We start from the raw sequence: 13,281 nt of genomic DNA, 5'->3' as shown, positions 1-13,281 counted from the left end.
AGGCAGCATATCCTTTTTTCATTACTATTTTCCCCACATACTAATCCACTCATCAATGGCAAAGGAATGAATGTCATCTTCTTTTTTCTGTAAACGTATATACTTTTGCAGCTTTTTATCTGCTGTTTGTATAAAATGAATCACTTGCTGTTTTACTTCCACCGTATCCACCGTACGATTAAGCCAGTCTTGGAAAGGAAGTTCTTTTATCCGTATGTCATCCTGAATCAAAGTAAACTGGCATTTTGAAAAAAGTGCCTTCCATTCAGAAATCTTTTTGGCACGCTCATGACTTGGATCACGCATTTCTTCCAGCTGATTTAAAAATTGATCTTCTGCTTCATTCTCGGAAGCGACATTATCAACAAATAGACATTTTCCTCCAGGTTTTAAAACACGATATGCTTCATGAATAAACTTTTCAGGATGTGGAAAGTGGTGTGCTGCGATACGGCAGGTGACAATATCCATAGAATTATCAAGAAAAGGTAGTTCTTCGGCATCCGCGATAATAAATAAAATGTTGTCGTTTTCATTTATGCTGTTTCGGACATTTGATAACATTGCTGGTGTTAAATCTGTTGCAATAACTTGTTTGGCGGATGGAGCTAATGTTTTTGCGACCTGGCCTCCACCTGTAGCAATATCTAAAATAATTTGTTCTTTAGTTGGTTTTAACCAATCTGAAATTTTCTGTAGAGCTGCTGGATTACTGTGTGTACTGCTATTGACATAAGCATCTTCTCTTTTGGAGAATAACTCTTTGTTTAAAAGCTTCTTATCCATATAACATACTTCCTTCCGTTTCTCTATATAAAGTAAAGAAAATCTTCTTAATTAAATACTATATGCTATAATGAAATAAGTAAAATACTATATTTTAATCAAAAATGATAATTAATACTTATTGGAGGTTTTTCCTATGCGGATGGATGATTATGAAATCCTGTTAAAACTCTATGAAATTGGCACAATACGGGGAACAGCAAAAGCTATTCTCATTTCCCAGCCGGCAGTTACACAACGCTTAAAATACATGGAAAACTATTTTGGAGAAACGATATTTATACGGACATCAAAGCGATTATTACCAACCCCTGCCGGGGAACGGGTTATTCAGCATGCAAAAGAAATGGTGGAGAAGGAGCATCTATTTAAAAATCGTTTAGCAGAGACTGGAGAAGAAATAAAGGGGACACTATCAATTGCTTGTTCTTCATTAATCAGTCAACGTTATCTGCCGGATATTTTAGGAGAATATACGGCTGCCTATCCAAAGGTAGCTGTTGATTTAGTAACGGGAATCAGTGAGGATATCAGAAAAAACCATAAGCAATATCATGTATGTATTATTCGCGGTGATAAATTAAAAGAGACTACATCAATGCATTTGTTTGATGATCCCCTTTATATTTTTGATACAGAACCTTTTCCGGAGCACGGTATAAAAGAAAGACCAATAATCTCTTTTAAAAGCGATGACAGCATGCATGAACTTGTCGACAGCTGGTTATTTGAACAGCAAAATTATATAAAACCGCAAAAAAAGATGACAGTGGATCAAATTGAAACCTGTAAACAATTTATGAAGCAGGGTATAGGAATGGCTGTACTACCAGGAAGTGTCTCGAACCATCTCAAAGAGCATTACCCATATATTCCTTTATTTTTAGAAAAAGAAGCAGTGACACGTGATACCTGGGTCTGTTTTCAAGAAGGAATCCGTCAGCTCCCGCAGGTTGATCATTTTCTTAATCTATTGGAGAACTATGATTTTATTGCAGATTAAAAATAGAGTAACTTTAGAAAAAAAGGTTTAAAGGAATGAAATAAAGGAAATAGTACCTTTAGATTAAATTATAAAGGAGCAGTGATTTCGATGAGTAACATTATTTTCAGTTCAAAAGCAACAGCACAAAATGGAAGAGACGGCCATGTGAAATCAGATGACGGGATTATTGATGTTAACTTAGTCAATCCGGCTGGCAATAAATCAGGCGAAAAAGGCTCCAACCCAGAACAGCTATTTGCCGCCGGTTATGCGGCATGTTATGATGGTGCACTTAATTTAATGGCATCCAATAAAGGTAAAAATATTACTTCAGAAACAACAGCAGAGGTTCATTTCATGAAAGATCCTTCAGATGATGGCTTTAAAATCGGAGCCACTCTCCATATTAAAATTGAAGGCGTCAGTCAGGAAGAAGCAGAAGACCTGGCAGAAGCAGCGCATCAATTTTGCCCATATTCGAAAGCCACAAGAGGCAATATTGAAGTAGAATTGAAACCGACAGCGATTTAAAAAGCATATTACAAAAAACTCCAATCCTATGAGATTGGAGTTTTTTGTAATAGGAAGTACTTCCTATAAATAAAATGAAAAATCTTTTGCAGGAATTTTCATTGACTGGTCTAATTAATAGTTCTTCATCCCCTGCTGCAAAGAAACCATTTCCTCCGCAAGAGCTTGAAGTCTTTCCAGCACACGTTCATCAATAATTTCATCACTATCCATATTAAAAGCACTATTATGAACAAAGACATTTCCCGATGGAACGAGACCTTTAAAATAAGACAGAATTGATCTTAGATGATATTCCATAACAAGAAAATGTTTGTCTGACCATCCAGTTGCAACCATGCCTGTTACTTTACGTTTGAAGACAAATTCCGGCAAATGGTCCAGTAGATTTTTTAGCGCTCCTGATATGGATGCTTGATAAATCGGCGTACCAAAAACGAGAAAATCAGCAGATGAAATCTTTTTAACAATATTCCAGGTATCATCATTATAATCTGCTAAGGGAGCGCCATTAAAAAAGTCAATTTCATAATCCCTTATGTCGATTAATTCTGTTTTTAGGCTCGAATCGAAATGCCGGGCATGGACTAAGACCTGGTTAACTGCGATTGCAGTTTTGTCACCGGCGGGAGCACCTGATATTCCGACAAGTTTCATTTGTTTAACCCCTTTTCAAGTCTTTTTATTTTACCCGTAATTGATCCACAATATCTTTTGCCGGTGTAACAAACAATGTTTTTTGGTTATCATATGTCACGTAACCAGGCTTCGAACCATTTGGCTTTTTAACGTGACGGATTAACGTATAATCTACCGGAACAGAGGAAGATTGCTGTGATTTGCTAAAGTAGGCAGCTAAAATAGCGGCTTCCTCTAAAGTTTTTTCACTCGGTTCTTTGTCCCGGATGATAACATGTGAACCTGGAATATCTTTTGTATGCAGCCACACATCATCACGGTGAGCCAGGCGCATTGTAGCATATTCATTCTGTTTGTTATTTTTACCGACTAAAATAGTTATGCCGTCAGAAGACTGGTAGGTTTCCGGCGCGGGCTTCTGCGGTTTTTTTGCTTTTTTAGAAGAACGCTGCTTGCGCAAGTATCCTTCTTCTCTGAGTTCCTCACGAATTTCTTCAATATCATCTGTACTTGCTACATCCAGCTGCTGCAGCAATTGATCAAAATAAGCAATTTCTTCATTGGTTCGTTTGATTTCCGTTTCTATAATTTTACGGGAATTTTTCAGCTTTTGATAGGTTTTAAAATAATTCTGTGCATTTGCACTTGGTGATTTATTTGGATTTAAAGGGATTGTTATTTCCTGCTGATCCGGATCATAATAATCTACGACTGAGATTTCTTTTTGATTCGGCTTTACCAGGTGCATATGTGCTGTTAAAAGCTCACCCATTTTTTGATAATGGTCTGCCCGTTCTGATTTTTCAACGGTTTGCCGATGCTTTTTCAGCTTCCGAACATTTTTATCCTGTTCATTTTTAATAAAACGATAGAGGTCCTTTGCTTGCTGCTTGACACGGTCCCGTTCAGCTTTTCCTGAATAAAATGCATCGAGCATTGTGTTGACTTCTTCAAATACAGTATCTGCCTTTTCATCTGGGAGAGCCAGCACATGAAAATCTTCCTTTGGTTCCTGATAAATAGCGGGCTGATAATTATTTCCCTGTAATTGTTTTTGCACATGAGAAAGCATATTCTCATAGTCCTGGTTGGACCCAAGATTGACACTTTCAATCATTTTTTTTGTAACAAATGGAGAAAAGCCTTCTAATAAACCGAGGAGCTGCTTATCCATTTTACCTGCGTTAAAATCTAACTTTCTCACTATCGATGCACTGTCTGTATCTAAAATAGAAAATTTGTGCTGGTCAGGCGGCAATTGATAGGTCTGTCCGGGTAAAATTGTCCGGTGGCGATTTTGTGATAAAGAAACATGCTTCAGGCTGTCAATAATATGTCCTTTTTCCTGATCTACTAAAATAAGATTACTGTGCTTACCCATCAGCTCCATAATTAATTGTTTATAACTGATGTCACCTATTTCATTACGGGTTCGGATAGTAAATGTCACAATCCGTTCCATCCCTTTTTGCTCAATCCTTTCAATAACACTCCCGGCCAAGTGCTTTCTTAGCACCATACAAAACATAGGAGGCTCTTTTGGATTTGTATAAGAATCATTTGTTATATGAAATCGGGCATACGTAGGGTGGACAGAAAAAAGCAGACTGTGATTTATAGATTGACTGCGGACTGTCATGACAATCTCTGTTTCTGATGGCTGATAGATTTTATTAATTTTTCCTCTTTCTAATTTTGCTGCTAATTCTTCCGTAACCGCTCTTGTTACAATACCGTCAAATGGCATATGTGATCACCTCATCGGCAATTATAGCATCTTTTTAGAAGTTCGGGCATAGAAATGGATTAAGTGCTTGTACAATTCATGTCTGCCGGAGGAATGTATAATGAAATGGTATCAGCTCAATCAAAAAAAATTAGAAGAGACATTGCAGGTAAAAGCAGATGTCGGGTTAGGGGAGAAGCAGGTTGCGAAAAGACGTCAGCAGTATGGTGAAAATGTTTTAGCAGCGAAGAAAAAAATACCCGGATGGATTTTATTCCTAAAACAATTCCAGGATTTTATGGTATTAATTTTATTAGCTGCAACGTTAATTGCTGGATTATTAGGAGAGTATATTGATGCAATAGCTATTATGGTTATTGTATTAATTAATGGGATTATCGGCTATTTTCAAGAACAAAAAGCAGAAAATTCGTTGGAAAAACTGAAAGAGCTGTCTGCCCCGATAGCCAGCGTAAAACGGGACGGGCAATGGGTGAAGATTCCATCGAAAGAGGTAGTTGTAGGGGATGTCGTCAGATTTGCAAGCGGGGATAGAATTCCAGCAGATGTCAGAGTCATTCAAACAACCAGTTTGGAAACGGAAGAATCCGCTTTGACAGGAGAATCACTTCCTGTTGCTAAACATACAAAAGAAATCAGAATGGATGGTTTAGAAGCACAGGATCAAGTAAATATGGCCTTTATGGGGACACTTGTTACACGTGGATCAGGAGAGGGTATTGTTGTCGGTACAGGAATGAAAACTGTAATGGGACAGATTGCTACATTGCTTGATAATACCAAAAAGACCATTACACCACTGGAAATGAAATTGGCGGAGTTAGGGAAAATATTAATTGTTGTTGCCTTATTCTTGACGATACTTGTTGTCGGAGCTGGTATTTTCCAAGGGCATCCTATGTATGAAATGTTTTTAGCAGGTATATCTTTGGCAGTAGCCGCTATTCCTGAAGGTTTGCCAGCTATTGTTACAGTTGCATTATCTCTTGGTGTTCAGAGAATGATTAAAAAGAAGGCAATTGTAAGAAAGCTTTCGGCAGTAGAGACATTAGGATGCGCTTCAGTTATTTGCTCGGATAAAACAGGGACAATGACCGAAAACCAAATGACTGTAAAGGAAATATATATAAACGGAAAAACTTTATATGTCACGGGTGATGGATATCAGACTCAAGGGGACTTTCTATACAATCAAAAAAAGATAGAAGATACTCATTCAAGTTTGAAATCGATGCTGCTCTATGGGATGCTTTGTAACCATGCATCTATTTCTTTGAAAAAAGGAAAAAACGTTGTAGATGGAGATCCGACAGATGGCGCGCTGCTCGTTGCTGCGTATAAATATGGCTTCCATGAAAATGATAAGCAGCCTTTTCGGATTGTGAAAGAAATACCATTTGATTCCAATCGGAAACGGATGAGTATTGTCATAGAAGATGAAAACGGAATGCGCTTATTAATTACAAAAGGGGCACCTGATATTTTACTTCCAAAATCTTCCTACATTCAAACCGAGGATGGGAAGACTGTTTTAACAAAAGAACAGAGTAAAAAAACGGAGCAGGCAATGGTATCTATGGCTGAAAAGGCACTTCGTACTATTGCGATTGGTTTTCGGGTATTATCTTCCTCTGATTCACTGGATTCTGCATTATTGGAAGAGGATTTGACGTTAATTGGCTTATACGGGCTGATGGATCCCCCGAGAAAAGAAGTAAAAGCAGCTGTTCGTGAATGTAAAGAAGCAGGAATTAAAACCGTTATGATAACTGGCGACCATGCACATACAGCCAAAGCTATTGCTAATCATTTAGAGATTCTTCCAGAGAGAGGGAAGGTACTGGAAGGAAAAGAATTAACACAAATGTCAGATGCTGAATTGGTGGATAAGATTGAAGAAACGTACGTTTTTGCACGTGTAACACCAGAGCATAAACTTCGTATTGTAAATGCCTTCCAGGAAAAAGGACATATTGTTGCGATGACAGGGGATGGCGTGAATGATGCACCTGCAATGAAAGCAAGTGATATAGGGATTGCAATGGGGATAAGCGGGACGGACGTAACGAAAGAAGCTTCATCTCTTGTTTTAATGGATGATAACTTTGCGACAATCAAATCTGCTATTCAAGAAGGCAGAAATATTTATGAAAATATTCGTAAGTTTATCCGCTACCTGTTGGCTTCCAATGTTGGAGAAATTCTAGTGATGCTTTTTGCCATGCTGCTTGGTCTGCCGCTGCCGTTGGTGCCAGTGCAAATTCTATGGGTGAATTTAGTGACGGACGGGCTGCCGGCAATGGCATTAGGAGTGGATCAGGCTGAGGAGGACGTGATGAAACGGGGTCCTCGAAATCCACGTGAAGGAATTTTCTCCCGAGGACTTGGCTATAAGATTATCAGCAGGGGAATATTAATAGGGGTTGTAACTTTAATTGCATTTATTGTTGCCTACCAAAATGACCCAAGTAATCTTGTCTATGCTCAGACCATCGCTTTTTCAACTCTTGTTGTGGCACAATTAATTCATGTGTTTGATTGCCGGAGTGAGAAATCAATTTTTGCTAGAAATTTATTTGAAAACCGTTATCTTATTTTAGCTGTACTATCATCGATGCTGTTGCTATTAGTCGTTATTTACTTCCCGCCGCTCCAGCCGATTTTCCATACAGTAACCTTGTCAGCAATTGATTGGCTGCTTATTGTCGGACTGGGAGCATTGCCAACCGTTTTATTTGGATTTACTAAAAAATAAAGAACCAACACCAAAATTTAATAGGTGTAATTATGACCCATTGTAACCGCGGATGAAAAACACTACGCTTTCCTGCAGGAGCCTCCGTGTTTTTCATCCGCTAACTAGTGTTACAAATATAATTGGCAGCTTATAGTAACCATTGGTTTAGGTGAAGGGCCAATATGAAAACAAAATAAAGGTTCATTGTAAAATAGAATGAAACAGCTATTCCATCCATGCGGTATCATTTTCAGCAGATTGGGATAGCTGTTTTATTTATATAACTCAACTTTCGCACATTACAAATAACTTGCTTGTCATAGTGATAGGTGTTGAGTGTTCCGTCCATCTATCTCTTGATAAAGCATAAACTCTATCTAGAAAGAAGGTAACGTGTAAGGCACCGCCTCCGCTAGAAGGAGATACCATACTGTTTAATACAACTGAACAAAAAGCGAGTATTTCATCCAACTCCATCAGGCGATATACACAAACTTCCTTTCAATAAAAAGATGATTTAACAACATGCAAGCGGGATATTGAAGAACATGTTCATTCTGGAATAGGAAGGTATAGACGCTTGCTCTTAGGTGCGAAAGTTGAATTGTTTAATTTAACCTATATAGAAAGAATTTCATAACATGGATAAACAAGCAATACAAAGCCCGAAGACATCACTCTATTTTCCTATTTCTTGGTTTAGCTCTTGTAACAAAAAAGTTTATAGTATAAAATTCAATAAAGATACAGTATAATGGTACTATTATAGATAGAGAAGAAATGCTAGGGGGAAAAAAATTGAATTTAAGTTTAATAAACATTGGCTTTGGTAATGTTGTTTCCGCAAACCGCATTATTTCTATCGTGTCTCCGGAATCAGCACCAGTGAAAAGAATTATTACCGTAGCCAGAGATAATAATAAATTAGTGGATGCAACATATGGACGACGTACCAGAGCTGTTATAATAACAGATAGCGATCATGTTGTATTATCTGCAGTGCAGCCTGAAACGGTAGGCCAACGGCTTGTTACCAACGATGAAATTGCAGACGAATAACGAAGCTGGAAATTAGGAGGAAATGGTTTGATTAAAGAGAAAGGCATTTTATTCATTTTATCCGGCCCATCAGGTGTCGGGAAGGGTACAGTACGCAAAAAATTATTTGAGGAAGAAATGGATCTTCAATATTCTATTTCCATGACCACCAGAGATAAAAGAACTGGTGAAGTTGATGGTGTCGATTACTTCTATAAATCGCGGGAAGAATTTGAAAAGCTGATTGAAGAAGGAGAGCTTTTAGAATACGCTCAATATGTAAATAATTATTACGGGACTCCCAGACAATATGTAGAGGAAACCATTGAAAAAGGATTTGATGTTTTTCTTGAAATAGAGGTGCAGGGAGCGATGCAGGTGAAGAAAAATTTCCCTCAAGGTGTATTTATCTTCCTATTCCCTCCTAGTTTAGAAGAGTTGAAAAATCGTATCGTTAATCGTGGCACGGAATCGCAGGAACTCGTCCTTAACCGTCTGAAAGAAGCACGTAATGAAATAGAAATGATGGATGCTTATGATTATGTTGTTGTGAACGATAAGGTTGAGACAGCAGTAGACAAAGTAAAAGCAATTATTAAAAGTGAGCACTTAAAGCGTGAAAGAATCGCTAAACAATACAAGCAAATTTTGGAGGATGAGTTATCATGATGTTAGAACCTTCTATTGATTCATTGCAAACAAAAATTAAATCAAAGTACAGCCTAGTTACTTTATCAGCAAGAAGAGCCAGGGAACTGAGTGAAACAAATGATGTTTTAGTAGAACATCCAAAATCACATAAATTTGTTGGGAAAGCATTGGAAGAAATTGAAGCTGGAAAACTGTATATTAAGAAATAAAACTTAAGATATCAAATTGAAAAGAGCCTTTGCACAGTGTGAAATTCTTTATACAAGAATTTTCGCGATGCAGAGGTTTTTCTTTTTGCGATGCTTCTTTTTTTCTTTTATTGGAGTTTTTCTACAAGCCTTTATTCGGCAGAAGAAGCTGATAATATGTTATAACTATGTATAGAGAAGATAAAAATACAGATTGGAATATGCCTCAAAATGAAGCGGGATAGATTAAGTTTTTTTATACAGCAGGCATACCCATCAAAAAATACACAGAGATTTAAATAAAGTGATTTTTAAAGTATAAATATGTGAAAAATAAACCAAAGAGAGGAAGTTTTTCCATGCTCAATCAGAAAAAAATACTTCTGGGAGTTTCTGGTGGTATTGCTGTTTATAAAGTGAGTGCTCTGGCAAGTAAATTGACGCAGCTTGGAGCAGAAGTGAAGGTTATTATGACAGAAAGTGCAACCGAATTTGTTACACCGTTAACCTTTCAAGCTTTGACGAGAAACCCGGTATATACGGATACCTTTGATGAAAAAAATCCAAAGAAAATAGCCCATATTGATTTAGCCGATTGGGCGGATATTGCAATTATTGCACCGGCAACAGCAAATATTATTGCGAAATTAGCTCATGGACAAGCTGATGATATGCTCTCGACAACAATGCTGGCTACACAGGCAGACGTATATATTGCCCCGGCAATGAATGTTCATATGTATGGACATCCTGCTGTCATTCAAAATATGAAGCAGCTTGAAAAGTGGGGTTATCATTTCATCGAGCCGGGTGATGGTTATTTAGCCTGCGGATATGTTGGCAAAGGCCGCCTGGAGGAGCCGCAGGAAATTATCACTGCAATGGAACGTCATCAGCAGAAAGCACTTGATATGCAGGGGCAAAAAGTACTTATATCTGCCGGACCGACAAAGGAAATGATTGATCCGGTCCGTTTTTTTACGAACCGTTCCTCAGGAAAGATGGGCTTTGCCTTAGCTGAAGCAGCGGCTGAACGCGGTGCAGATGTTACGTTAGTTGCCGGACCAGTTACAATAGATGCACAGCACCCCGCTATTACGCGAATTGATGTGGTTTCTGCCGAGGAAATGTATCATGTGATGAACGACCAGTTTGCAGACAAGGATATTGTTATTAAGGCTGCTGCCGTAGCAGATTATCGCCCGAAAGAGGTACATACCTCAAAGATGAAAAAACAAGAGGGCGATGATGTCATCACTTTAGAACGAACAAAAGATATCCTGAAAAAACTTGGTGAAAGAAAAGAAAATCAATTTCTGGTTGGATTTGCTGCCGAAACAGATACCCCTATTGAATATGGATTAGGGAAGCTGAAAAAGAAAAATTTAGATGCTATCGTTGTCAATGATGTCAGCCGCCAGGGTGCAGGATTTGAAGGGGACACGAATATTGTTACCTATATTAATAAAAAGGAATCTGTCACTGATTTGCAGCAGGCGACAAAAAAAGAGATAGCTGTACAGCTTTTAGACTGTATTTTACAAGATATGAAGGATGATTCCATTTGAAAATTGCAAGTGTCATAGTTGATGTTCCATCAAGTGCAACAAATCAAACATACGATTATCTGGTTCCAGAGAGATATCATGAAATAATTACTCCTGGTATGCGGGTCACTGTACCTTTTGGACCGCGGAAAATCATGGGATTTGTTGTACAGCTGAAGAATGAGACAAACTTAACAAAATTAAAAGAACTGCATGAGGTTTTAGATATCACACCTGTATTGACAGAAGAGCTGCTTCAGCTTGGCAAATCTGTAGCAAAAAAAACGCTTAGTCTGTATATTACTGTGTTTCAGACAATGCTGCCTCAAGTATTAAAATCACAGTATACAAAAGATTTAGTTCGAGAGACAGATGAATTCCTCAGTCCTGAATTAGAAGATTTATTTGCAGGAAGAGAATCGATACCCTTCGAAGAATTTACAGCATCTTCTATCAGCTATTATTATTTACAAAAACAAATAGAAGCAGGGCATATCACTATTTATTATCATGTGAAGTCGAGAATTACAAAAAAAAAGCAGACAATGGTCCAGTTAGATGTTTCAGAAATGCATGCTATGGAGGCACTGGAGGATTTATCGAAGCAAGCAAAGAAACAAAAAGAGCTAATCCAATATTTTATAGAAAATTCGGAGCCGATTGAACAGGCGAAATTAATTCAAATCATGGGCACCTCATCACAGACTGTTAAAGCATTAGTGTCAAAAGGGATTGTTAAGACATTTCAACAGGAGGTATTCCGCGATCCCTATAAAAATCAGTCTATTGAACAAACAGAAGCCTTCAAGCTTACGGATGAACAGGCTGCTGCTATGGATCCAATTATCGCATCTATAGATGAAAAAGAGGATAATGTATTTCTATTGCACGGTGTGACCGGAAGCGGTAAAACAGAAATATATTTACAATCTATTCAGCATGTTATTTCAAAAGGGCAGGAGGCCATCGTTCTTGTCCCGGAAATTTCGTTAACACCGCAAATGGTCCGCCGCTTTAAAGGCCGCTTTGGGTCAAATGTAGCTGTAATGCATAGTGGGCTTTCCGCTGGAGAAAAATATGATGAATGGAGAAAAATTCAGCAGAAACAGGTTCAAGTTGTTGTTGGAGCTCGTTCAGCGATATTTGCTCCATTCTCCAACATAGGTATTTTTATTATTGATGAAGAGCATGAAACAACATATAAGCAGGAGGATCAGCCAAGGTATCATGCCCGGGAAGTAGCGATTGAACGGGCGAATAGTCATCATTGCCCCGTAGTGCTGGGCAGTGCGACTCCTTCTTTAGAAAGCTTTGCCAGAGCTAAAAAGGGAGTTTACAAGCTTTTAACGCTCAGCCACCGTACAAATTATCAGCAAATGCCGAGTGTAGAGATTGTTGATATGCGCAAAGAGCTGCATGCAGGAAACCGGACAATGTTCTCTGCCTCTCTGATGGAGAATATGAAGGCTTGTATAGAACGGGGAGAACAAATTGTCCTGCTGCTGAACCGCAGAGGCTATTCCACATTTGTGATGTGCCGTGATTGCGGGCACGTATCTGAATGTCCACATTGTGACATTGCTTTAACCTATCACAAGAACAGCCATCGACTTAAATGTCATTATTGCTCTTATGAACAGGCAGTTCCTGAAAGCTGTCCATCCTGCGGGAGTGATTCTATCCGGTATTTTGGAACAGGGACGCAAAAGGTAGAAGAATCCTTGGCAAAGCTTTTACCGGAAGCCCGTGTGATTCGAATGGACGTGGATACAACCAGAAAAAAAGGAGCACATGAAAAATTATTAAAACAGTTTTCTGAGAAGAAAGCTGATATTTTATTAGGGACGCAAATGATTGCAAAAGGTCTTGATTTTAAGGATGTCACCTTAGTCGGCGTTCTATCTGCAGATTCGATGCTGCATCTTCCTGATTTCCGTGCTTCGGAGCGTACTTTTCAATTATTGACACAAGTGAGTGGCAGAGCAGGAAGACATGAGCTTACAGGAAATGTGATTGTTCAGACCTATACACCGGAGCATTATAGCGTGACCTACGCTGCAAAGCATAATTTTCTTGATTTTTATCAGCATGAAATGGCCGTTCGGAAAGCATTTCAATATCCACCGTTTGTATTTCTTGTGCTGATTACTGTGTCACATGAAAATCATGTGCGGGCAGTCCAGGTTACAGGAGAGATTGTTAAGCAGCTTAGTGAGGTTGTATCTCCGGGTACAACTATCATGGGACCAACGCCTTCTACTATTGCACGGATAAAAGATAGATATCGGTACCAGTGCATGATAAAATACAAGAATGAACCGGAATTAATAAGTTATTTAGAGCATATTCAATCGGCTTATGCTGATGAGATTCGAAAACAATCTTTGCAGCTGTTTATTGATATGCAGCCCTATTACATGATGTAAGGAAAT

At 38.4% G+C, this 13,281-nt stretch carries 11 protein-coding genes; 8 read left to right on the top strand and 3 right to left on the bottom strand.

Translation table 11 applies throughout. The features are described from left to right. Nucleotides 1–24: 24 nt before the first annotated feature. Nucleotides 25–786, bottom strand: a complete 762-nt coding sequence (locus OSO01_RS06390) for a class I SAM-dependent methyltransferase (RefSeq protein WP_147209596.1) — start codon at nucleotides 784–786, stop codon at nucleotides 25–27. Between the two features lie 136 nt (nucleotides 787–922). Here OSO01_RS06390 and OSO01_RS06385 point away from each other — a divergent pair, with 136 nt between their 5' ends. After that, complete coding sequence (locus tag OSO01_RS06385; protein ID WP_147209595.1) at nucleotides 923–1,789, top strand: LysR family transcriptional regulator; 867 nt, start codon at nucleotides 923–925, stop codon at nucleotides 1,787–1,789. A 90-nt stretch (nucleotides 1,790–1,879) separates the two neighbouring features. Next, a complete protein-coding gene (locus tag OSO01_RS06380) occupies nucleotides 1,880–2,302 on the top strand; it encodes an organic hydroperoxide resistance protein (protein WP_147209594.1) in 423 nt (140 codons plus the stop codon). A 114-nt stretch (nucleotides 2,303–2,416) separates the two neighbouring features. On the opposite strand, the gene OSO01_RS06375 is transcribed toward OSO01_RS06380, so the two are convergent. Next, nucleotides 2,417–2,959: an NADPH-dependent FMN reductase gene (locus OSO01_RS06375; protein WP_147209593.1), complete on the bottom strand. Its 543-nt coding sequence runs from the start codon at nucleotides 2,957–2,959 to the stop codon at nucleotides 2,417–2,419. A 25-nt stretch (nucleotides 2,960–2,984) separates the two neighbouring features. Beyond that, the gene (locus OSO01_RS06370) at nucleotides 2,985–4,688 is read right to left on the bottom strand and encodes an Rqc2 family fibronectin-binding protein (protein WP_147209592.1); all 1,704 of its coding nucleotides are present in this window, start codon (nucleotides 4,686–4,688) and stop codon (nucleotides 2,985–2,987) included. A 100-nt stretch (nucleotides 4,689–4,788) separates the two neighbouring features. Between OSO01_RS06370 and OSO01_RS06365 the strand changes: the two genes are divergently transcribed. The 6 genes from OSO01_RS06365 (at nucleotide 4,789) to priA (ending at nucleotide 13,275) form a co-directional block, all read left to right on the top strand. Beyond that, nucleotides 4,789–7,443 carry a cation-translocating P-type ATPase gene (locus tag OSO01_RS06365; protein WP_147209591.1) on the top strand — a complete coding sequence of 885 codons (2,655 nt, stop codon included), beginning with the start codon at nucleotides 4,789–4,791 and terminating at the stop codon, nucleotides 7,441–7,443. Between the two features lie 780 nt (nucleotides 7,444–8,223). Further along, the gene (gene remA, locus OSO01_RS06360; protein ID WP_042535126.1) at nucleotides 8,224–8,484 is read left to right on the top strand and encodes an extracellular matrix/biofilm regulator RemA; all 261 of its coding nucleotides are present in this window, start codon (nucleotides 8,224–8,226) and stop codon (nucleotides 8,482–8,484) included. 27 nt (nucleotides 8,485–8,511) lie between these two features. Further along, nucleotides 8,512–9,132 (top strand): guanylate kinase, encoded by a 621-nt coding sequence (gmk, locus tag OSO01_RS06355; protein WP_147209590.1) that lies wholly within the window; start codon nucleotides 8,512–8,514, stop codon nucleotides 9,130–9,132. Next, nucleotides 9,129–9,323 carry a DNA-directed RNA polymerase subunit omega gene (gene rpoZ, locus OSO01_RS06350; RefSeq protein WP_147209589.1) on the top strand — a complete coding sequence of 65 codons (195 nt, stop codon included), beginning with the start codon at nucleotides 9,129–9,131 and terminating at the stop codon, nucleotides 9,321–9,323. Before gmk ends, rpoZ begins: the two co-directional genes overlap by 4 nt. Before the next feature lie 338 nt (nucleotides 9,324–9,661). Then, the gene (coaBC, locus tag OSO01_RS06345) at nucleotides 9,662–10,870 is read left to right on the top strand and encodes a bifunctional phosphopantothenoylcysteine decarboxylase/phosphopantothenate--cysteine ligase CoaBC (RefSeq protein WP_147209588.1); all 1,209 of its coding nucleotides are present in this window, start codon (nucleotides 9,662–9,664) and stop codon (nucleotides 10,868–10,870) included. Then, nucleotides 10,867–13,275 carry a primosomal protein N' gene (gene priA / locus OSO01_RS06340; RefSeq protein ID WP_147209587.1) on the top strand — a complete coding sequence of 803 codons (2,409 nt, stop codon included), beginning with the start codon at nucleotides 10,867–10,869 and terminating at the stop codon, nucleotides 13,273–13,275. Before coaBC ends, priA begins: the two co-directional genes overlap by 4 nt. Nucleotides 13,276–13,281 lie beyond the last annotated feature (6 nt).

Origin of the sequence: Oceanobacillus sojae, assembly GCF_007991515.1 — a bacterium.
Lineage (GTDB): Bacteria > Bacillota > Bacilli > Bacillales > Amphibacillaceae > Oceanobacillus > Oceanobacillus sojae.
Note: the sequence above shows the minus strand (reverse complement) of the source record. Positions and strands in the feature narration are given on the sequence as shown.

Coding starts and splice junctions, on each gene's coding strand:
- OSO01_RS06390 (WP_147209596.1), bottom strand. CDS start 786: ATGGATAAGAAGCTTTTAAACAAAGAGTTATTCTCCAAAAGAGAAGAT.
- OSO01_RS06385 (WP_147209595.1), top strand. CDS start 923: ATGCGGATGGATGATTATGAAATCCTGTTAAAACTCTATGAAATTGGC.
- OSO01_RS06380 (WP_147209594.1), top strand. CDS start 1,880: ATGAGTAACATTATTTTCAGTTCAAAAGCAACAGCACAAAATGGAAGA.
- OSO01_RS06375 (WP_147209593.1), bottom strand. CDS start 2,959: ATGAAACTTGTCGGAATATCAGGTGCTCCCGCCGGTGACAAAACTGCA.
- OSO01_RS06370 (WP_147209592.1), bottom strand. CDS start 4,688: ATGCCATTTGACGGTATTGTAACAAGAGCGGTTACGGAAGAATTAGCA.
- OSO01_RS06365 (WP_147209591.1), top strand. CDS start 4,789: ATGAAATGGTATCAGCTCAATCAAAAAAAATTAGAAGAGACATTGCAG.
- rpoZ (WP_147209589.1), top strand. CDS start 9,129: ATGATGTTAGAACCTTCTATTGATTCATTGCAAACAAAAATTAAATCA.
- coaBC (WP_147209588.1), top strand. CDS start 9,662: ATGCTCAATCAGAAAAAAATACTTCTGGGAGTTTCTGGTGGTATTGCT.